The sequence below is a fragment of the Amycolatopsis sp. MtRt-6 genome (genome assembly GCF_017308975.1).
In the GTDB taxonomy this organism is placed as follows: domain Bacteria; phylum Actinomycetota; class Actinomycetes; order Mycobacteriales; family Pseudonocardiaceae; genus Amycolatopsis.
This window is the reverse complement of the sequence record NZ_JADWPD010000003.1, coordinates 1-19,508: the sequence shown is the minus strand read 5'-3', so window position 1 is coordinate 19,508 and position 19,508 is coordinate 1. Positions and strand designations below refer to the sequence as shown.

The 19,508-nt window shown below is 67.8% G+C and carries 21 protein-coding genes and 3 pseudogenes; 14 read left to right on the top strand and 10 right to left on the bottom strand.

The features are described 5' to 3' along the window. Window positions 1–60 precede the first annotated feature (60 nt). The gene (locus I4Q55_RS06240; RefSeq protein WP_206785074.1) at window positions 61–1,560 is read right to left on the bottom strand and encodes a pyridoxal-dependent decarboxylase; all 1,500 of its coding nucleotides are present in this window, start codon (window positions 1,558–1,560) and stop codon (window positions 61–63) included. Between the two features lie 72 nt (window positions 1,561–1,632). Between I4Q55_RS06240 and I4Q55_RS06235 the strand changes: the two genes are divergently transcribed. The 4 genes from I4Q55_RS06235 (at window position 1,633) to I4Q55_RS48995 (ending at window position 4,676) form a co-directional block, all read left to right on the top strand. Continuing rightward, window positions 1,633–2,502: a LysR family transcriptional regulator gene (locus I4Q55_RS06235; protein WP_206785073.1), complete on the top strand. Its 870-nt coding sequence runs from the start codon at window positions 1,633–1,635 to the stop codon at window positions 2,500–2,502. Window positions 2,503–2,704: 202 nt separating this feature from the next. Further along, on the top strand, window positions 2,705–3,130 hold the full coding sequence (locus tag I4Q55_RS06230) for a VOC family protein (RefSeq protein WP_206785072.1): 426 nt from the start codon (window positions 2,705–2,707) through the stop codon (window positions 3,128–3,130). Window positions 3,131–3,140: 10 nt separating this feature from the next. Continuing rightward, a complete protein-coding gene (locus I4Q55_RS06225) occupies window positions 3,141–3,737 on the top strand; it encodes a TetR/AcrR family transcriptional regulator (RefSeq protein WP_206785071.1) in 597 nt (198 codons plus the stop codon). 153 nt (window positions 3,738–3,890) lie between these two features. Next, entirely contained in the window at window positions 3,891–4,676 is a 786-nt protein-coding gene (locus I4Q55_RS48995; RefSeq protein WP_242545462.1) for a hypothetical protein, read from the top strand. A 236-nt stretch (window positions 4,677–4,912) separates the two neighbouring features. On the opposite strand, the pseudogene I4Q55_RS50920 reads toward I4Q55_RS48995, so the two are convergent. Next, a pseudogene (locus tag I4Q55_RS50920) lies at window positions 4,913–5,344 on the bottom strand (MMPL family transporter); the annotation flags it as partial. A gap of 597 nt (window positions 5,345–5,941) precedes the next feature. Between I4Q55_RS50920 and rsgA the strand changes: the two are divergent. Continuing rightward, entirely contained in the window at window positions 5,942–6,907 is a 966-nt protein-coding gene (gene rsgA, locus I4Q55_RS06210; protein WP_307793134.1) for a ribosome small subunit-dependent GTPase A, read from the top strand. A gap of 130 nt (window positions 6,908–7,037) precedes the next feature. After that, a complete protein-coding gene (locus I4Q55_RS06205) occupies window positions 7,038–7,550 on the top strand; it encodes a GNAT family N-acetyltransferase (RefSeq protein ID WP_242545460.1) in 513 nt (170 codons plus the stop codon). A gap of 422 nt (window positions 7,551–7,972) precedes the next feature. Here I4Q55_RS06205 and I4Q55_RS06200 read toward each other — a convergent pair whose 3' ends face one another. Beyond that, window positions 7,973–8,710, bottom strand: a complete 738-nt coding sequence (locus I4Q55_RS06200; RefSeq protein WP_206785066.1) for a TetR/AcrR family transcriptional regulator — start codon at window positions 8,708–8,710, stop codon at window positions 7,973–7,975. Between the two features lie 92 nt (window positions 8,711–8,802). Here I4Q55_RS06200 and I4Q55_RS06195 point away from each other — a divergent pair, with 92 nt between their 5' ends. Then, complete coding sequence (locus tag I4Q55_RS06195) at window positions 8,803–9,648, top strand: alpha/beta fold hydrolase (RefSeq protein WP_206785065.1); 846 nt, start codon at window positions 8,803–8,805, stop codon at window positions 9,646–9,648. 252 nt (window positions 9,649–9,900) lie between these two features. Here the strand turns inward: I4Q55_RS06195 and I4Q55_RS06190 are convergent, their stop codons facing one another. Then, the gene (locus I4Q55_RS06190; RefSeq protein WP_206785064.1) at window positions 9,901–10,635 is read right to left on the bottom strand and encodes a siderophore-interacting protein; all 735 of its coding nucleotides are present in this window, start codon (window positions 10,633–10,635) and stop codon (window positions 9,901–9,903) included. Then, window positions 10,632–11,432 carry an MBL fold metallo-hydrolase gene (locus I4Q55_RS06185; RefSeq protein WP_206785063.1) on the bottom strand — a complete coding sequence of 267 codons (801 nt, stop codon included), beginning with the start codon at window positions 11,430–11,432 and terminating at the stop codon, window positions 10,632–10,634. Before I4Q55_RS06185 ends, I4Q55_RS06190 begins: the two co-directional genes overlap by 4 nt. A gap of 27 nt (window positions 11,433–11,459) precedes the next feature. On the opposite strand from I4Q55_RS06185, the gene I4Q55_RS06180 reads away from it, so the two are divergent. The 3 genes from I4Q55_RS06180 (at window position 11,460) to I4Q55_RS06165 (ending at window position 12,948) form a co-directional block, all read left to right on the top strand. Next, window positions 11,460–11,864 (top strand): MerR family transcriptional regulator, encoded by a 405-nt coding sequence (locus tag I4Q55_RS06180; protein ID WP_206785062.1) that lies wholly within the window; start codon window positions 11,460–11,462, stop codon window positions 11,862–11,864. A 300-nt stretch (window positions 11,865–12,164) separates the two neighbouring features. After that, window positions 12,165–12,542 (top strand): integrase core domain-containing protein, encoded by a 378-nt coding sequence (locus I4Q55_RS50915; RefSeq protein WP_374194449.1) that lies wholly within the window; start codon window positions 12,165–12,167, stop codon window positions 12,540–12,542. A gap of 220 nt (window positions 12,543–12,762) precedes the next feature. Beyond that, entirely contained in the window at window positions 12,763–12,948 is a 186-nt protein-coding gene (locus tag I4Q55_RS06165; protein WP_242545459.1) for a hypothetical protein, read from the top strand. On the opposite strand, the gene I4Q55_RS06160 is transcribed toward I4Q55_RS06165, so the two are convergent. After that, window positions 12,930–13,712, bottom strand: coding sequence for a hypothetical protein (locus I4Q55_RS06160; RefSeq protein WP_206785058.1), 783 nt, complete (start codon window positions 13,710–13,712; stop codon window positions 12,930–12,932). The genes I4Q55_RS06165 and I4Q55_RS06160 overlap by 19 nt on opposite strands. After that, window positions 13,709–14,950: a hypothetical protein gene (locus tag I4Q55_RS50910; RefSeq protein ID WP_374194448.1), complete on the bottom strand. Its 1,242-nt coding sequence runs from the start codon at window positions 14,948–14,950 to the stop codon at window positions 13,709–13,711. Before I4Q55_RS50910 ends, I4Q55_RS06160 begins: the two co-directional genes overlap by 4 nt. Before the next feature lie 44 nt (window positions 14,951–14,994). Between I4Q55_RS50910 and I4Q55_RS06145 the strand changes: the two are divergent. Next, window positions 14,995–15,301 (top strand): annotated as a pseudogene (locus I4Q55_RS06145) (acyl-CoA dehydrogenase); the annotation flags it as partial. Window positions 15,302–15,313: 12 nt separating this feature from the next. Here the strand turns inward: I4Q55_RS06145 and I4Q55_RS06140 are convergent. Both I4Q55_RS06140 and I4Q55_RS06135 read right to left on the bottom strand, forming a co-directional pair. After that, a complete protein-coding gene (locus I4Q55_RS06140; protein ID WP_206785057.1) occupies window positions 15,314–15,994 on the bottom strand; it encodes a winged helix-turn-helix transcriptional regulator in 681 nt (226 codons plus the stop codon). Window positions 15,995–16,076: 82 nt separating this feature from the next. Next, on the bottom strand, window positions 16,077–16,661 hold the full coding sequence (locus I4Q55_RS06135) for an AfsR/SARP family transcriptional regulator (RefSeq protein WP_307793133.1): 585 nt from the start codon (window positions 16,659–16,661) through the stop codon (window positions 16,077–16,079). A gap of 460 nt (window positions 16,662–17,121) precedes the next feature. On the opposite strand from I4Q55_RS06135, the gene I4Q55_RS06130 reads away from it, so the two are divergent. The 3 genes from I4Q55_RS06130 to I4Q55_RS06120 all read left to right on the top strand — a co-directional run bounded on the left by I4Q55_RS06130 (window position 17,122) and on the right by I4Q55_RS06120 (window position 19,070). Continuing rightward, window positions 17,122–17,646 (top strand): hypothetical protein, encoded by a 525-nt coding sequence (locus tag I4Q55_RS06130; protein ID WP_206785055.1) that lies wholly within the window; start codon window positions 17,122–17,124, stop codon window positions 17,644–17,646. A 4-nt stretch (window positions 17,647–17,650) separates the two neighbouring features. Continuing rightward, window positions 17,651–18,007 (top strand): VOC family protein, encoded by a 357-nt coding sequence (locus I4Q55_RS06125; protein ID WP_206785054.1) that lies wholly within the window; start codon window positions 17,651–17,653, stop codon window positions 18,005–18,007. Between the two features lie 394 nt (window positions 18,008–18,401). Then, on the top strand, window positions 18,402–19,070 hold the full coding sequence (locus I4Q55_RS06120; protein ID WP_206785053.1) for a SagB family peptide dehydrogenase: 669 nt from the start codon (window positions 18,402–18,404) through the stop codon (window positions 19,068–19,070). Here I4Q55_RS06120 and I4Q55_RS48985 read toward each other — a convergent pair. Continuing rightward, window positions 19,066–19,305 (bottom strand): annotated as a pseudogene (locus I4Q55_RS48985) (response regulator); the annotation flags it as partial. The gene I4Q55_RS06120 and the pseudogene I4Q55_RS48985 sit on opposite strands and share 5 nt — an antisense overlap. Window positions 19,306–19,508 lie beyond the last annotated feature (203 nt).

The following is a 19,508-nucleotide window of genomic DNA, read 5'->3' as shown; positions in this document are numbered from 1 at the left end:
CCTTGCGGATCGATCATGGCGACGGCAACCGAACGTCCGGAAATATCGAGGTGAGCGCGTTCATGGAACGTGCAGGACCGGCGGCAGCCGGCTGAGCGACTGCTCGGCGAGCACAGCGCCGGCTTCCTGCTGGAGCAGGGCCACGAGCTCGTCGATGTGCTCGGCGCGGGTCAGCACGCTGTTGACGTTGATCCGCAGGACGCGCCTCCCGCGCAGCACGGTGGTGGCCAGCCACGCCCGGCCACCTCGCTCGATCCGCTGCTGCAGTCGTTGCTGCACCTCGTCCTGTACTGGACCTGGAGCGTCACGCAGCTCAGCGGGCAGAAATCGGGTACAGCACACCGCGGTTTGCACCTCACCGACCACCTCGAAGTCTTCCCTTGTGGACAGTCGGGTGGCGAGGCGGTGGGTGAGTGCGAGCTGCCGGTCGATGACCTCCGCGTAACCACGCCGGCCGAGCCGGCACAACGCGGCCCACAGTTTCAACACGTTGCTCCTGCGTGAGCCCAGCTGGCCGTAGCGGAAGAAGTCAAGGCCGCCGTCGTCGTCACCGCGCTGCTCGTCCAGGTACTCGGGGGTGCAGTCGAACGCGGCACGTAGGCTGGCGCTTCCGTGCCGGGTGAGCAGGGCGCCGCAGGCGAACGGCACGAACAACCACTTGTGCGGATCTAGGGTGACCGAGTCGGCGCGTTCGATTCCGCGCAGGAGTGTGCCGTGCGCTGCGGAGAACGCGAGCGCACCTCCGTACGCCGCGTCCACGTGGTACCAGATGCCGTACTCGGCCGCGAGGTCGGCAAGGGCGTCGAGCGGGTCGATGGCGCCGGTCGAGGTGGATCCGGCGATGCCGACGATCGCGGCAGGCCGGTAACCCCGCGCCAGGTCGGCCTCGATGGCCGTGCGCAGATCGTCGAGGCGGATACGGAAGCACGTGTCGGTGTCGATGGCGCGCAGGTTGTCTCGGCCGATGCCGAGGATGTCCACGCTGCGCCGCAGCGAGTAATGCCCTTGTTCGGAGGCGTAGACCCGGATCGGCGCATCGGTCCCGGCCAGACCGGCGTGCGTGGCCTGTCGGACAGCCCGGTCCCGGGCGCACTTCAGCGCGATGAGGTTCGCTTCCGAGCCTCCGCTGGTCAATGTGCCGAAACCGGTCCCGGGTTGGCCGATCAGCTCGCCGAGCCAACCGATCACAACCGACTCCAGCGCGCTGACCGAGGGCGACTGCCGCCAGGCCGCGCTGTTCTGGTTCAGCGCCGCACACAATGCGTCCACCCACACCGCGACCGGCAACGGCGCCGGATTGAACAACCCGAAGTAGCGCGGACTGGAAATGGTGGTGGCATGCGGCACGATCTTCTGCCGCAACACCTCCAGCACCTCCATCGCACTGATGCCCTCGACCGGCATCGCGCCATGCAGCAACGTGGTCAGTTGCGACGGGGTCGCCGCCGAACACACCGGTGCGTCATCGAGGCCACGCACGTAGTCGGTGATCATCTCGGTCATCGCCGCACCGAGGTCGGCATGCTCTTCAGCCATCGCCGACGCACTGAACTCCACCATGCCGCCAGCTTCTCCATGATCGTCACTATCGGGTAGAGGGCAGTTGCCGATGGGCAGCCATAGGATCTTCCGATGAGTTTGTCTCTGGAGGACCTGCGGGTGTTCCGCTCGGTGGCGGCGGCCGGCAGCTTCGGCCGGGGCGCGGCTCGGCTGCACTTGAGCCAACCAGCGGTCAGTGACCGGATCGCCCGGCTGGAGCGCGACCTCGGCGTACAGCTGTTCCTGCGCGGCGGCCGGGGCGTGCGACTGACCCAAGCCGCCGAGCGGTTGCTGCCCTATGCGCAGCGCTGCCTGGCTCTCGCCGACGAGGCGGTGACCGCGGTCCGCGCCGAGGACGCGCCACCCACGATACGGGTAGCCATGCACGCCAGTTTCGCGCCCAGCCTGCTCCCGGTGGTGCTGGACGCGCTGGCCCCGCTCGGCCGCGCGGTCAACGCCACCGACGCGCACAGCGAGGAGATCATCGACCGGCTCGCGGACGGAACCATCGACATTGGACTCGTCGTACCCGTCTCACACCCGAGCACGATCGTCGTCGTGCCGTTTCGCACCGACCCGATGGTCTGCGTCGCGCACCCCGACCACCCGCTCGCCCGGCGCACCGAACTGAGCGTCTCCGAACTCGCCGAGGCCTCGATCGCGTGTACGGCCTGGGGTCCTGGCGCCGAGCGGTTCCTCACGCTGCTGCGTACCGTGCCCATCCCAGCGCATCGGCTGCACACCGTCTCAACGGCAGAAACGGCGGCTGCCCTCGCTCGCCGCCGCTCGCACGTCGGTGTGCTGCCCCGCGTCACGGTCGCCCCCGACCTGGCTGCCGGCACCCTGACCGAACTCCCGGTGAGCGACCTACCGGACTGGCCGCTCACCCTGGCGCTGGCCTACCGCGCCGCTGAGGCGTCGAGTCCAGCGACCCACACGCTGCTCGGCCATTTGTTGACCTGACAGTCGGCCTCCTGCAGGCGGTGCGGTCTTGTCCGCGTGATGCACGCCCGTGCAGGAGCTGGTTTGGGCGTGTGGGCCAGAGGGGCGGAGGGGAACTCGGCGACGGCAGCGGGTTCGGTGATCATCAGGTCGTGAGCTGCGCCGACGTCACACCCCGAGTAGCGTAGTTGTCTCATATCGGTACAACGTGTACCGTTTAAGTATGACGGTGACAACAAGCGAATGGCCAGCCGAACTCGACGTCGCGCAGGTGCGCATGGCCCGGCCGACCGACAAGCTCGCCGAGGTCGAGGAGTTCTACGCGACGGCAATCGGACTCCCGGTGCTCTATCGGTTCGACAACCACGCCGGCTACGACGGTGTAATGCTCGGGTTGCCCGGCACCGGATACCACCTGGAATTCACCACCCATGTCGACGGCAGTCCCTGCCCGGCGCCGAGTGCGGAAAACCTGCTGGTCCTGTACTTCCATGGCGATGCGCGGATGTACGAGGTGGCGGAGCGTTTGGGCGTGGCCGGGCACGAACCGGTCGCTGCGGAGAATCCGTACTGGGACGGGGTCGGCGCGCTGACCTTCGAGGACCCAGACGGCTGGCGAGTCGTCCTGGTGCCGAAGCCGGTTTTCTAGAGTTGCGCGTGTGGTGCGCACTCGAGATACCCGGATAGACGACGCGATCCTGGCCGCGACGATTGACTTGCTGAGCAAGGTCGGCTACCAGCAACTCACCATGGGTGCGGTCGCGGCCGAGGCTGGCGTCCATCGCCCTGCGGTGTACCGGCGCTGGCCGTCGAAACGTCATCTGGTGGTTGACGCCGTGGCCCGGACGATGGGTGTCACCCCGACTCCCAACACCGGAGACCTGCGCCGGGATCTGGTCGACGGGATGACGACCTTGGTGCGCTCACTCTCCGGCACCGCTCTCGGCCGCGCATTGCCCGCCCTGATCGGCGATCTCGCATCCGATCCCGAACTGGCTGCCGAGTTCCGCCGTCGGATCTTCGACACTCGCCGCGCAACAACCGCCGCCACCCTGCATTCCGCGATAGAACACGGCGAGATACGTTCCGATATTGACCTGGACTTCGTCCTGGATGCCCTGGCTTCACCGCTGTACTATCGGGTGTTCTTCGGCCACCTGCCGCTCACCGAGCGTGTGGCCGAACAGGCCGTCGACGGTGTCCTGACTGGCATCCGGCGTGAACCTGACCGGCCCCGGATCGCACTGGAGGAGTGACGCACGATGCCTCCGCTCGTCTCGGAACTTGCCCGCCGCTGACCGCCCACAACCGGGACTGTAAAAGGAACCGCTCTGGCGCACTTTCGGTGGTGGAGCGGTGGGCCCTGGCCGGGACGGGTTGGGGACTTGTCATGATCGTTTGTGGCTGAGATGGCAAAGCTGGTCGACGTGGTGTTCTTCGGCCTGTGTAGATGTCATGACTGCGCCAACGTGGTGATCGATGCAGACACCGGTACCCGGATCGACGCGCTGCCGCACACGATCCAGGTCGCCGACAGATGGCATCTCCGGCATGGCATGTGCGACGCCGCGGGCAGGGAAGTCGCTGCCCACAGTGCTTGCTGGGCCTCGGCTGCGAGACTGCGCGAGGGAAAGCTCGCCGAGACCACTTTGCAGCGCTGGCACCAGATCCATGACTTCCTCGATGCCGGAGTCGGGTTGCTGGACTGCTCACGGCGACTCGATCTGGCGCTGAACCGTTCGCTGCGATCCTGTCCTGGAGCGTCATCGGGTGACGACAACCAGCTGTTGATCACCTCACGGGCCGCGTTTGCCAGTGCCCGGTTGCGGTCGCGGAGCAGGGCGAACGCGCTGTCCGTGTCCACGCCCAGTCCTTCGGCGAGTACGCCCATGGCAAGGCTCTACCCCGCCGGCGAAGCCGGCTTCCACGCTGCGGAGGCGGTCAGCGCCGAAGTCGACTACGCGACCCTGCTGGCCGAACGAGAGGCGTGCCGCGCCGTGGTGGCCCACGCGAGCCTGGACGATGTATTCACCAGTAACGTCATCGGCTTGGTGGTCAGCCGGCACACGGCCGGGTTCGACCCGAGTACCGCGATCCCGCCGTTCGGGCTGTTCGCCTCCCGTCGTGCGTGTTCACCGGGACGGGCCTTGGTCGTGGCGATGTTCAAGCTCGGGTGTGGGCCTGGGGTGGCCTGAGGGCTTCGCCGAGTTGCTGGAGGGCGAGCTGCGCGGCGGTGATGCCGACTTCGGCGAGTAGCCCTGGGGCGGCGGACTGGTCTGTGGCCACGGCGAGGGTGTTGCCGCGGCTGATGGGTGGGCGGTCGTGCCAGGTGGTCCCGGGCAGGTCTATGGCTCCGGTAGTCGATGCCGACGGCGAGGCCCAGCATGGCCGCCACGACGGACCCGAACGCGACCAGCAGCACCAGCCCCGCGAGCAGCAGGCCGACGATCTCGGTCACGCCGCCGACCTTCGGCTTCCCGGCGAGCACCGGCCCGCCGACCTCGACCGTCACCCCGTCCCGGCGTACGGCCGCGACCGCGTCACGCAGCCGGTCCTCGGTGGCGGCGGTGAGGTCGTCCGCCGGCGCGGTGTACCCGACCGTCGCGTACGCCGTGCTCCCGTCCGGGCTCACCGCCCGCGCCGCGAACGGGCTCACCACGCCCGCGACCTGCGGGCCGCCCGCAACGTCCGCGAGGAGCCGGTCGACGGTGGCGTGCTCGTCGGTGATCTTCTTCCCCGCCGGCGCCACGAAAACGACCCGGGCGGTGGCGAGCGCCTGATCGGTGCCCGGGAAGCGGTCCCGCACCAGATCCAGCGCGGACTGCGCCTCGGTGCCCGGCGCGGAGCCGGCGTCCCCGGACATCACGCCGCCGAGACTCGCGCCGATCGCGGTCACACCCAGGACGGCCAGCCAAGCGAGGGCGACCACCCGGCGGCGCCGGAAGGCCAGCCGCCCCAGCCGGTAGAGAAACAGTGCCACGAATCGAGCCTTCCGCGTCGGGAGCATCAGACACCCCCCAGGCTTCCGGCCGCGCATCGGCCTGTCGTCGTGCGCCTGCCGACACCCACGTACTGAAATCGCAGTACACCCGCGGCGACCGTCCTGCGTTTGCTGCGCGAGCATGTTAGGGTGGCACGTCCGAGATCGACATGGTGCGAGAGATTGGGGGGTGAGTTGATGATTGCGGTGAAGACCGCTGCCCTGTGCAGCGCCCGGATCATCCTCACGTCCGGGGCTCCGGTCTGATCGATTCCCATCGCCGATAGCGGCGCGAGCCACATCGGTTCGTAGCCTCGATGGTCTCGGTGTCCGAGCGGGGCCCCTTTTCCAAAGGGTCTCACTATGCATTCATCTCGACCTTCCTCGTCCTCGTTCGAGCTGTCCGCGCTCGGTTGGGACGACTCGTTCGCAGCACTGTTCACAGAGCATGCGGCCGCTGGTCTCGTTCCCGCTCGCGTCGTGCGGGTCGACCGCGGCCGCTGTGACACGCTCACCGCATCGGGTCCCGTCCGCGCGGACAGCGTGGCGGTTGCCTCCCTCGACCCCGCCCATTCCGTGTGCACAGGCGACTGGGCGGCGCTGCGCCCGGGCCCGGAGCCGGAACTGGTGGCACTGCTGCCACGGCGCAGCGCGATCACCCGGGCCTCGTCGGATCGGACCTCCCACCAGCAGGTCTTGGCGGCGAACATCGACTCCGTCGTCATCGCGGTCTCGCTCGCGGCACCGCTGAACGCGGGCCGGGTCGAGCGCCTGCTCGCGCTGGCCTGGGACAGTGGCGCGAAACCGGTCGTCGTACTCACCAAAGCCGACGTCGCCGACGACCCCGGTACGGCCCTGGCCGTCATTACCGCCCTGGCGCCCGGCGTGGACATCGTCACCACCAGTTCCACGACAGGTACGGGTCTGGACGTTCTGTCGGAGGTGGTGACCGGGACCACGGTCCTGCTCGGCCCGTCGGGGGCAGGAAAGTCCACGCTCGCCAATGCTCTGCTCGGGCGAGAACACATGGGCACCAGCGAAGTTCGGGCCGGCGACGGCAAGGGTCGGCACACCACTGTGCACCGCCAATTGCTGCCATTGCCCGGCGGCGGGGTGCTCATCGATACCCCGGGGTTACGAGGTATTGGCTTGCAAGATGTCGCGGATGGGGTCGAGCGGGTGTTCGCCGAGATCGAGGCCTACGCCCGGGACTGCGCCTTCCGTGATTGCGAACATCGCAGCGAACCCGGCTGCGCCGTACAGGAAGCTGTGGTCGTCGGCATGTTGGATGTGGGCCGACTCGATCGGTACCGAAAGCTGTTGCGCGAAAGCGAGCGGGCGGCGGCCCGGGGGAATGCCCGCGAGTCGAGCAAGGGAAGCAAAACCAAGAAGGCGATCACGCGGGATCTGCGCGCGACCTACCGATTCCGCGACCGCCAGCGCTGACGCCGCGTGTGGCATCACGCATCCGGGGACCTCCTGGCCTGCGCGCGTCTGCCTGCCGCGGGCGCATGCGCCCGCGGCAGGCAGACGTCCTCGCCGAGCAACTCACCATCACGAAACGGAGAAAGCAGTTTTGAGCACTCGTACCGACTGGATCACTCGCGCCGAGACCGACGCCGACATCCCCGCGATCCGCGAGATCAACCTCGCCGCATTCGACACCGCCGAGGAGGCTGACCTCGTCGATGCTCTACGCACCGATCCGGCGTGGATCGACGGCTTGTCCATCTTCAGCGCCGGACCGGACGGCAAGCCCGTCGGTTACGCACTGCTGACTCGCTGTCACGTCGACGACACCCCGGCGCTATGCCTGGGACCGTGCGCGGTCCTGCCCGCGCACCAGAAGACCGGGGCAGGCTCCGCTGCCATCCTGGCCGCTCTCGAGGCCGCCGAGCAGGCCGGCGAGCACTTCGTGATCGTTCTCGGGCATCCGACCTACTACCCGCGGTTCGGGTTCACCCGCGCATCGGAGTACGGCATCCGGCTCAGTATCGATGTCCCCGACGAGGCATTGATGGCACTGCGCTTCGACTCGGAACAGCTGCCCAGCGGCACCGTCCGCTACGCACCACCGTTCGGCATCTGACCGAGCCGAAACACTCCGCCGTATCCCGTTGTCCTGGGCCGGCCTGCAGACATGCGGGCCGGCCCAGGACGCATGGTGAGTTCACGCGAGGATGCCTCGGCGGGTCGCCCGTCGTGGTATTCCCGCGCCGCCACCACCGACCACAGCGGACTCCAGCGCCACCCGCGGGCGACTCGAGAGGGAACTCGGCCAGCAGCTCGTGCACCGCACCACCGCGCCGGCCCCGATCACTGCGCTCACCGAACAAGGTCATGTACTGGCCACCGCCATCGCCAACGTCCTCGCGCAAACACGCGGCCTGGCCCGTAACGAGATCCTGTTGCCGTCCGGCCGAAGCGCAGCCGGCCGAAGGGGGCGACCTGCGCCGTCGCCCGTGCCGATTTCGGCGAGGTGGTGGTGCGGCTGCGCGAACACGTCGCCGGCTATCGGCCGCTGTGTGCGAGACCGGTCAGGATGTGGTCGAGGCCGCGGCGGAAGGCCCGTTCGTAGCGGTCGTCGGCGTGCGGTGCGTCCGCCTCGATCATGATTCGGCTCAGGTGTGGGTAGTTGCCGCTGCCGATGATCAGGTCGCCGTAATGTGCCTGCGCTGCCAGCCAGGTCGGCATGTCCACACCGGACCGCCGGGCCGTTTCTTGTTCGGCCAGTTCGTCGAGGACGTGCCCGCGAACGAAGGTCAGCAGGGTGCCGACCTGGGCCAGTACCTCGTCGGCGTCCAGGTCCAGCACGTCCACGGTCGCGTATGCCGCGTCCAGCCACGCCAGGCTGTTCGGTCCCAGCACCGGGCGGGTCGCGGGCAGGGTGGCCAGCCACGGGTGGCGCAGGACCATGGCGCGGTGTTCGTAGGCGATCGCTTGTAGGTCCGTTTTCCAGTCGCCGGTCGGTGGCGGTGGCTCGCGTTCCCCGATGGCGCTGTCGATCATCAGGTCGAACAGTTCGTCCTTCGTGGCGATGTAGCGGTACAGCGTCGTCGTGCCGGTGCCCATCTCGCCGGCGACCCGGCGCAGGGACACGGCCTCGATGCCTTCGGCGTCGGCGACGCGGATGGCCACGGCCGCGATGTCGGCTCGGCTGTGGACCGGACGTGGTCCCCGGGCGCCACGTTCCGGCCGCAGCCAGATCGGTGGGCGCACCTGACCCTGCGGCGATGTGTCGTCAACCATGGGCACCCTTCCCCGTGTTATTGCGAACACTGTACGCGGTAAGCTACGGTCGGGTTTATGCGAACACTGTGCCTGGGTAATGGGGGAAGCGTGTGAGCGAGTACCGCACTGGATCGGTCAGCTCCGCTGACGGGACCGTCATCGGATATCGCCAGCTGGGCAGCGGTCCCGCAGTCCTCCTCGTGCACGGGGGCATGCAGGCGGCACAGCACCTCATGAAGCTCGCCGACGCCCTGGCGAGCGACTTCACCGTCCTCGTGCCCGACCGGCGCGGACGAGGGCTGAGCGGACGCCACGGTGACGACTACTGCGCCGCACGGGAGGTTGAAGATCTGCAGGCGCTGGTCGCGGCGACCGGTGCGACGCGGATCTTCGGTCTGAGCGCGGGGGCGCTTGTCACACTGCGCACCGCCCATGCCGCGCCCGGCCTGGACGCGATCGCCCTGTACGAGCCGCCGCTGTCCGTCAACGGCTCGGCGCCAATGGACTGGGTGCCGCGCTTCGACCGTGAGGTCGCCCGCGGCAGGCTCTCCTCCGCGTTGGTCACCGCGTTGAACGGGTTGGCGATCGAACCGGTGCTCGGCCGGTTCCCGCGGTTCGTGCTCGTGCCGTTCATGGCGATCGGCGCGCGCCTGCAGGGCAACGAGTCCGGTGATGACGTGCCGATCTCGGCGCTCATCCCCACACTGCGCTTCGACATGCGGCTGGTCGAGGAGATGGCGGACACCGCCCGGGACTACGCGTCGCTCGGCTCGCGGGTTCTGCTGCTCGGCGGCACGAAGAGCCCGGCGTACTTCAGCGTCGCACTGGACGAGCTCTCCGCCGCGATCCCGCACGCACGACGGATCGCGTTCTCGGGACTGGGGCACTCGGGGCCGGACGACGACGGCGATCCACGTCGTGTTGCCGAAGCCCTGTGCGACTTCTTCACGGCTTAGCAACCGTACGTGATGACTGGAAACCCAAGACGTGACCCCAGTCCTGGCCATGCTCGAGCGAGCCGGCAACGGCGACCCCACCGCAAACACGCCAGAGCCGGCCGAACCACCGAGGAAATGCCACGGAACTGAGACCGATCTCAGATGACATCCCGTGAGACAACCGAGAAGCTACACGCTCGCTGAGGGGCGGGGGATGGGGTGACTTGGCTGGTCGGGATCCAACGTCGTGGCTGGGGCGAGCGGGCGGGATTAGTCAAGGCCGTGCTTGCCGGGGGCCCAGAACGGCTTGACGATGGTCGACTTCCTCGGCCAGCCGCGGTCGTGGACGAGGTGGCGGCGTGTGGCTTGGCAGGTGCGCGCTTCTCCCGCGATGTAGGCCATGCCCGGTTCGGTGGGCAGATCGAGCATGTGCAGGGCGTCGGCCAGCGAGTCGGGGCCGGTCAGTGCCGCGTTCCGGTACACCCATGTGAGCTCGCTGGCCCGGGGCAGTCGGGGGCGGTCTTCGGGAGTGTCGACTTCGAGGACCGCATAGACGCGGGCCGAGGTGGGCAGTGCTCGAAGCATGGCGCCGAATGCCGCCGAGGCGGTTTCGTCCCCGACGAACAGGTGGTACGGGGCGTTTTCCTGGATGACGAGGCGTCCCTCGGGGTGGGTGAAGGCGACCTGCTGGCCGATGCGAACCTGGCGGGACCAGCGGGCGCCGGGCCCGGGCTCGGGATGGTCGAAGACGCACAGGTCGAGGCGGCCGCGGTTGTCGTAGTCCCAGATCGAGTAGGTGCGCAGGGCATCGCGGAAACCGTGGACCAGGTCGCCGACCCGTAACCGGATGTGCTGCCCGGGACTCCAGTCCAGGTCGCGTAGGGACTCGCCGGCGATCCGAATCCGGCGCATCCGTCCAGTGATGCTGTCGACGGCTTCGACGGTGCCGTGGCGAAAGAATCGGTCTAGGAGGCGGCGTACGGGTGTTGCGGGCGTGGTGGTCACCGGGCATCCGCCGCTGAATAGGTCCAGCGTTCGCCCGGAGGTAGGCAGACGACATCAAGTCCGGGTGACTCGCTGGCCGCCAATGCTTTTGCTTCTTGGGCGGACCCGTGGCGGCGGAAGATCAGTGAGAGCAGGTCGTCGGCGTGTGCGTCGTGGATCGGGACGAGCACGTCCGCGCCGAGTGTGTTCGCGGCGGTCACGGCCTGCCGGGGCCCCATTACCAGGGGCGGACCGACGACTGGCCGCAACCCGTTGGTCGGCAACAGCGCCACCGCGGCCGGAGCGCGCCGGGCGCGGTAACGCTCCAGCCAGGCGACGTCGGCGATCTCGCCGCCGAAGAACACCCGTGTCTGCCCGCTGCTGAACACGTAGGCGTTGTTGCGCCACGCCAGGGTCCGCCCGGCAGGAACCGCTTCGACAGTCAGCGTCGGTGTGAGCTCGCGGGTCTCGTCCCAGCGCAGACGTTTCGCCATCGGGTAGCCGAGTGCGCGGGCTTGGCGGACCATCCGGGATGTACTGACATACACCGGCGTGACCGACTTGTGGCGATACGTCCGCAGTGCACGCAGATCCCAGTGGTTGGCGGCGAAGCTGGTGGCCACGATCGCCGTCAACGGTGGCAGCTCGGTGATGCCCAGTCCCAACGGTTCACCGCGGCGCAGGTACCAGCGCTCGGTGAACCAGGGATCGGTGAGAATCGCATGGTCGTTCAACTCGAGCAGGACGCACGCGTTGGCCACCCGGGTGATGGCGAGTCCGGCAGGCGCCGCAGCGGTTGGCTGATCTTGGTTGCTCATACCGTCACCGTGCAGGTTAATGTGCACATGAAGTCAAGCACTTCGCACGGGCACCTCACCATCGGCGAGCTGGCCGACCGGTTCGGCCTGGCTACGCATGTCCTGCGACATTGGGAAAGCATGGGCCTGCTCGCACCCGGCCGGGCTGTGGGAGGGCAGCGCCGCTACGGACACGCCGACCTGGCGCGCGTGGCCATGATCCTGATGGGCAAGGAGGCCGGCCTGGGCCTGCGGGAGATGCGCGAGCTGCTGTCCACCGCCAACCCGATGGACCACGCGGACCTGCTCCGTCGACACGTCACCGTCCTCGAACATCGGATCGCCCAAGCTCAGGCAGCGAAAAACCTCATCGAGCACGCCTTGTCCTGCCCTTTGAGCTTCGACGAGTGCCCACATGCCCGCGAACAGATCTCGACGCGCATCCCACCGTGACAGAACACACTCACGCCGCACGAACCTGAGCTTCCCCCCCGTTCGCCGGACACGGCAGGTGTGGGGTCAGGTCGCCGCGTCTGGCGGCCTGGTGAGGGCCTCAAACGTGGCGGGGGCTGCGCATCCCGATCTTGGAATGTCTCCGTTTCGGGTTGTGCCAGCCAGCACTTTATCCATTCGAATATCGCGCTGGCAGGCTCGTCGCGCTTTTTCCAGTTTTTTGAGTCGAGAAGTTCAAGCTGGAGGGTGCCCCAGAACGATTCCATCATCGCGTTTTCGTAGCAGTCGCTGACGGTTCCCATGGAGGCGAGTATTCCGGCGGCGTGGAGGCGTTTCCCGAATGTCCATGATGTGCAGTACGCCTCTGCTACCTTCCGTGCCGCACTCGCGGCAGTGGACATGCGACCCTCGATGGGGCGGGTCGGGTCGCGCTACGACAACGCTGTCGCGGAGTCGTTCTTCGCGACCCTCAAAACCGAGCTCGGGACCCAGGTCTGGGCCACCCGCGACCACGCCCGCCGGGCAGTGTCCGCCTACCTCGGCTGCTACTACAACCACGACTGTCTACATTCGACACTCGGATACCGAACACCCCACGAAATCCGCATGGCCTATCGTCAACCTTATCGCGCTCGCGGCATAAACCCCGGTGTCCGGCTCCCGGGGGGAACCTCATAACACGCGCGTCGTAGTAGCCAGTCAAGCGGCCTGGCAGGGCGCGCACCGGGCGTACTCCGACTTGGTTGTTCCAGGTCAAGCACCGCCGGAACACGCCGCGCGCTGATTGCTGCCTCAGTGGACGCATGGCAGACCTGAAGGTCTGGATGGGCACGAATAGCCCAGGCGAGTGATCTGTTAATGCCGGCTGGTGCTGTGTTGGCCGCTGATGATGTGCGGCATGAGTGACGATTCCCGCGCCAAGGGCCGTCGGCGGGACTACGTGATCGAACAGATTGAGACCGTGCCGATGACCGCCGAGCAGTACGACCAGGCGGTCAACGCGTTCGCCACCTTGATCGTCGAATGGGCGACGAGTCGTCGCGGGCTTGACGGCATGGCGCCCGGTCATTCCGCTGAGGATTGACCGGCGGCCACCATGGCTGGGTTTCGGTCGCCGGATCGTTCGGCGCGGACGATCGAGATGAGCGTTCGCGAGCGCGCCGCGCTGATGCGCAGGTTCTTGCGGAGGGTCTCGGCGGAGATGGGTCGCTGGTGGGCAGCCCAGTGGCGGGCGTCTTCGTGTCGGGCCCGGTCAACCAGGTCGCTGTCGAACGCGACCGTCACCCTTCCGCTGGGGGCGTCGCCTGAAGATCCTTCGTTCTGCCCGGTCGCGACCGTGTTCGTGCTGGTGGCGTCCGTGTCGGCGCCAGCACCGCTGGCCGTTGCGTTGATCGTCTCCGTTGGTTGGTGGCTGATGGCGCTGATGGCTTGTAGCAGTCCGGGTCCGACTTCGGCCCAGCCGATGAGCAGGAGTGGGCCGACGGCGTCGAACGCGGCCTTGCCGTAGGCGCCGGTAACGAGTGGGTCGGCGATGTTGAGGGCGAGGGTGGTGAGGCTGGCGAAGGTGAGTAGTCGGCGGGCTGGCCGGAGCTGTTCTTGTGTGGCGCCGTGGAGGACGAGGTGCCGTGTGCCGAGCAGTAGGCCGAGGATAGACAGGTCGACGGCGGGTGCGACGAGTGGTGCGACCCAGGCGGGGACGTCGAGTCGGAGGGCGAGGTTGAGGACGTTGCCGAAGCCGAAGAGGAAGGTGAGGGCGACGACGATGCCAATGATCACGGTGACGGCCTGGACGACGGGCGCGGTATCCGGACCTGGCCGAGCCAACGGCTTGACGATGGACCTGGTCATCGAGACTCACCTGCCTCGGTGGACGCGTCGGTCCGGGGACGTCCCTGGGTGTCGCGCATGGTCACTCCGCGTTCGAGCAAGCGTTTGCGCACCGTGTCCGCGGTGACATCCATACGGTCGCCGATGCGGGCAAGTGACCAGCCTTGCTGGTAGAGGCGGTCGGCGTCCTCGACCTGGTCGTCGGTGAGACCGCGGCGGCGCATGGGCACTTGGCGGCGATGGAGGATAGTGCTGACCGTGCGGCGTTCGATGCCGAACTGGGCGGCGAGCTGATACACGGTCGAGCCGGCCTGGTAGGCAGCGATGAGCTGCTGGGTCTGGTCATCGTCGAGGCTAAAGCGGCGGTTACTGTTGGTTGATGCCGAGTGACGGGGAGTGGGTGGCTCGATGGTGAGCTCTGGTCCGTCGACCAAGAGCAAAGAGTTCGGGTTGTGCCACGTTAGGCCCACCCTAGAGGTCTTACTAGAACAAGTGCCTGAATGAAGGCCGCGCAGTAGGACCGCGACGCCTGACGGCGAGCCAGGACCACCCGCATCGCGGGTGGTCCTTTTGTGCCCTCCGCGCCGGTTGCTGCGGCCCGTTTTCCTGCTCGCCGAGCACAGCATCGATCTGGTCGCGCATGTCGGCGATGAACGGCTGGCTGAAGCGAATCGCGGAGTAGTGGCGCTCAACCGCGTCCTCGACGAGCTTGACGTGAGGTGCTTGGCGCGGCCACTTCTTCTGCCGCGGCAGAAGAAGTACAGGTACTCCGCGCCCTTCGAGTTGATGGTCCGTTGAATGATCATCCGCCGCTTGATGCCGTCGCGTTGGCGGCGTCCACAGAAGAGCGATCCCTTGAGGTAGTGGTGGTGCACGCGACGGCGTTCTTGTGCCGTCATGCGAGATTCGAGGATCTCCTGGACGATGTCGAAGAGGTCCTCGTCGATGAGCGGCTCGTGCCGCCCCGGCTGGTGGCCGTGTGAGTAGAGGTTGAGCGCGATCCTGGCGGCGGCCCGCCCCAGCGGGGACTTGTCGGGCCCACGTCGGCCGGTGCCCTGACCGCACAGCACCGCGGCGCCCTTGTCGTCGCGCGGCACGCGACCCATCACCGGGATGCACAGTGCCTGGGAGACCTCCGCGGTCGGGTAGCCGTCGCCGACCAGGACGAAGCACGGGCGGCGCGACCACTGCTGGGCGGCCTGCAGTTTGAGCGCGACGTGGGCGAGCTCGTCGTCATGCGGGCGGGCGACCAGCAGCATCGCGTCTGCGCTGCGGATGATCGGGAACGCGGGTGAGTCCGGATCGACTCGGCCGCGCGCATATCGAAAGGGTGGTGCTGGAGGCCTTCGTCGCGGCCATCGACCGCTGCGGCGATCCGGTCGCCCGCACCCTGCTCGGCCGCGTCTGCGATCTGCACGTGCTGGCGGGCGTCGAGGCGGACCGGGCGTGGTTACTCGAACACGGGCGGCTGAGCGCGAGCAGGGGCAAGGCCGTGGTCGCCGCCGTCAACCAGCTGTGCAAGCAACTCCGCCCCGCACGCCCGCACGCTGGTCGACGCGTTCGCCATCCCGGAGCAGTTCCTGGCCGCGCCGATGGTGACCGAACAGTGAAGGCGGCCAGGGTCAGCGGACGGCGAGGCCCTCCACCGGGGCCGGGGGCGCCGGGATGTGGAAGAGGTCGACGAACCGGTCCAGCAGGGTGAGGTCGCCGCTCGCCCGCAGGATCCCGGCCTCGATCGCCGCCAGCGGGCTCAGCCTGCCGCTCAGCAGCGGCTGGATCGAGCCGACCGACTCGATGACGAGGTCGGCCCCGGGAAGGGCGCCCTCGGCGACCTTGAGCGCGCCGTCGTCCACGAAGGCGTGCACGATCAGGTCGCCATAGCGGATCTCGAAGCTGACGTTGACGCCCGCCGCGTGCTCCGGCCGGAACGTCGTGTACAGCGAAAGGATCGCGGAATCCATGGTGAACAGGTCGTCCGGCGCGGGGTCGAGCATTGCCCTCGCGCCCCACAGCGCCAGCTGCAACAGCACCGGTGCCAGCTCGCGGCCGTACTCGGTGAGTTCGTAGACCACGGCCGCGTCCAGTTGCGGCAGCACGCGCCGCCGGAGCACGCCTGCCTTTTCCAGTTCGTTGAGCCTGCCGGAAAGCATGCTCGGTGGCAGCTTCGGCAGGGTCTGCCGCAGGTCCGAGTATCGCTTCGGGCCGAGCAACAGGTCTCGCACGACGAGCAGCGACCATCGCTCGCCGACGAGCTCGAGGGCGCGGGCGACGCCACAGAATTGCCCGTAGGTTCGACCGGTCATGATGTCCGTCCCTTCTACGCCGGTGTGGGCGGAGTACGTGTTGCGGTTTGCGTTCGAACGCTGGTCTGTTCGCGTGGCCCCTTCAGCGGTGCGACTGGTCCGAGAGCAGGACGTGGTGCAGCTCCTGGAGCTCGTTACACGGCTCGAGGCCGAGCTCGCCGCTCAGCCTTGCCCGGAACTGCCGGTAGACCTCCAGCGCCTCGATCCGCCTGCCGCTGAGGTTGAGCACTCGCATCAGTTGGCCGTTGAGGCCCTCGTCAAGGGGGCTGGCGGCGATCAGCGACCGCAACTCGCCAATCAGGTCGTGGTACATGCCCGCCTCGATCTCGGCGTGGATGCGCAGGCGCTGCATGTTTCGTCGCTGTTCCTCCAGGTCGGTCGCATACACCGAGAGCACAGGGCCGCATGTCACGTTGGCCAGCGGCGGCCCGCCCCACAGGTCCAGTGCCTTGCGCAGGACGGTGGCGGCTTCGGCGTAGTGCTGCCGGTCGAACAGCGCCCTGCCCTCCCTGGTCAGCCACTGGAACACGGCGACGTCGACCTGGCCAGGGTCGACGCGCAGCAGATAGCCGGGTGCCCTGGTCACGATGATCTGGTCGCCGTCGCTGGCGAATCCGTTGGCTTCGATGTACCTGCGCAGTTGCCAGAAGGGTGAAGTGCGGACCACCGTTGGGCTGGCCGGCGAACCCGGCCGAGGCGTCGTCAGATCGGTCCCATAACGCCAGGTCGGAATCCAACATACGTGGCTCCCATCGGTGACTTCCGTCGCTGGTTGACGTCCACCCAGTTCGATGTCGATCCAAGCGACGGTCGATTCATGAACACTGGCAGATCGATCGTGGCCGCGGCAGTGCACCGGCCACGAATACCGATTTGAATCCGGCCCGCCGCACCTATGGTCAACGCATATGCGGTTCATGGATTGCGCACTGGTGATATCGGCGACACGAAACCAGAATTTCTAGCACAGCATTGACTTTCCCGAACCACCAGGAGTCTGTTGGTTAGTCACGTCCTGCGCAATATCGGGTTCAAGCGCACTACGAGCCGAGATCAGCCCCGAGGGCGGCGCGTTCCTGTTCTCCGAACGAGGCGTAACGGCGCTGCGCGGAGCACAGGTAGGCGCCGTGGTCGCCCTGCTCGACGGCACCAAGGGCATCGCGGCCGTGCTGCGGGCCAGGCCGGGGAAGATGGAGGTCGAGCAGACCATCAGGGTGCTGGAGCGGCTGGTGCAGGCGGGCCTCGTCGTGCTTCGCACGCCGGGTGCGACCAGCACCTGCGAGCCCGCGCTCGCGTTCTGGGACGCCTGCGACGTCGACCCCGGCGGTTCCGCGGCCCGGCCTGCCGCGAGCGCCGTCGGCCTGCTCGCCGTGAGCGAGGCGGTCGAGACCACCGCGGCGGCGGATCGCAAGCGGCCCACCGCCAGCACCACTGATGTGCTCGATGTCCCGCGACCCGCGACGCGAGGAGTGCACGATCTGCACCGCCCTGGCCCCCGACGCCGTCTTCACCGTGCGCACATACGCCACGAGAGACAGCCTAGAACCGGCCGCTTAGTGCGCAGATTTTCGCCGTTCACACGACGAAACCGCAGCTCAACAGCCAGCACCCTAGCCAAGATCAGCGATCTTGAGCCAAGTCAGGTAAGGTGACGGAATGATCATGCGGGTGGCGGTTCCCGTGCTGCCGTGCCGAGATGTGCAGGCAGCGCGGTCGTACTTCACGGACGCGCTCGGATTCGACACCATATTCACCTGGGAGACCCCACCTAGCTACGCGGCCGTGGTCCGCGACACCGCCGAGTTCCACCTGTACGCCGAAAGCAGCGTCGGCCCGGCCAGGGTGACGGTTGTCGTCGACGACGTCGATTCCTGCCACGACGAGCTGCGCGCCCGCGGCGCCGACATCGTCGAGCCACTGGCTGACCGGCCCTACGGGATGCGCGACTTCAACGTACGGACACCCGATGGACACTTGTTGATCTTTACCCAGCCGCTTACCGAGCACGGGTGACCATCAGCGGCCGGCGAGTCGACCAGCCCGTAGCCGACCGTCTGCGGCCGGGTCGACTGCTGCGCCGAGTATCCGGAGCCCCATTCGTCCGCCTCCCGCAGTGTCGCGAGCGCCGCCCGCTCGGCACCGGTGAGGTCGTCCAGCGTGGCCGGATCGGGCGGTGCGAGCGGCGGCATGAGATGGATGCCGGCGACCCGATCGGGTTGCCGTTGATCGATGCTCGTGGCGATGCTGGTGCCCCAGTCGCTGCCCTGGGCGCCGAACCGCCGGTGACCGAGCCGGGCCATCAGTTCGCACCACGCGTCGGATAATCCGCTCGATCCCCCGGCGCGGCCGGTCGAGGCAGGCGGGCGGATCCGACGACGCGGAGGGCGAGCAGACCACCCCGGCGCCGGTGGTCAGGCCCGTCCCCCTCCCGGGCAGGCAGTACGCGCTCTACCAGGCGGAGCTGGTCGAGGGCGGCGCTGGGGACCGGACCCTGGCCGCCCTGCTCGAGGATGATCATCGGCGTCCGCTGCTGTCACGGCAGGAGCTGACGGCGCGTGACATCGGCGAGCTGCTGCACCGGAGCGCGCGAATCCGCTCCGTCGGCCCCGGCTGCCTGCGTGGGGGCGTCGACCACGACGCCTCCCAGCGGCCCTACTTCAACCTGGGTGGCCTCTACGAGCTGGAGCTGTATCTCAGCCTCCAGCGCTGCTACGGGCTGCCGAACGCGATCTATCACTACGACCCGCAACAGCACGTGCTGACGCTGATCAACGAGGACGCCGCGGACCGCGGCACGTTACTGGACATGGCGAAGGTCGCGGCAGGAGGGGTCAGCAGGCCGGCCGCCCTGCTGACCGTAACGGCCCGGATGGGTAGGGGCTCCTGGGTCTCCTGGGTCTTCGGCGGGGCGGCCTACGCGACTGTGCTCATGCATGCCGGTGCGCTGCAGGAGGCTCTTTACCTGACGGCGAAGGCGATGGGCCTCGCCGCGCACGCCGTTGCGATCGATGCCAATCGATCGGTCGAAGGGGTGCTGGGACTCGACTGGCCCGCCGAAATCGGCGTCGGGGAATGAGCGTGCGGCAGTCCGGCAGGTGCTCGTGAATCTCGGTTGCCGCGGTCAGCCCGTCCTTGCCGGGCAGGTCGATGTCGAGGACCGCGACATCGGCTCGATGTTTCCGCGCAGCGGGGAGGATGTCGTCCCCGGAAGCCACTTCGGCGACCACTTCGATGTCGGGTTCGAATCCCAACAGCGCGACCAAAGCACCGCGCACCATGTGCGCGTCCTCGGCAAGCAACACTCTGATCAATGGTTGCCATCCGTTCTGTCTCAGCCGAACCACCTGGTGGGGTGACTTGTCGTTACGACAATCAGGTGATGCGGCTGCCCCGTTACCTTTTTCGTAGTTCCTGATCAAGGAGCTGTGGTCGCCAGGCCCGGCATGACTCAGGCCCCCAGTCGCTCGCATGATCCGGGGGGTGGTGTCACCGGGTCTGGTGGCATCGAGGGACC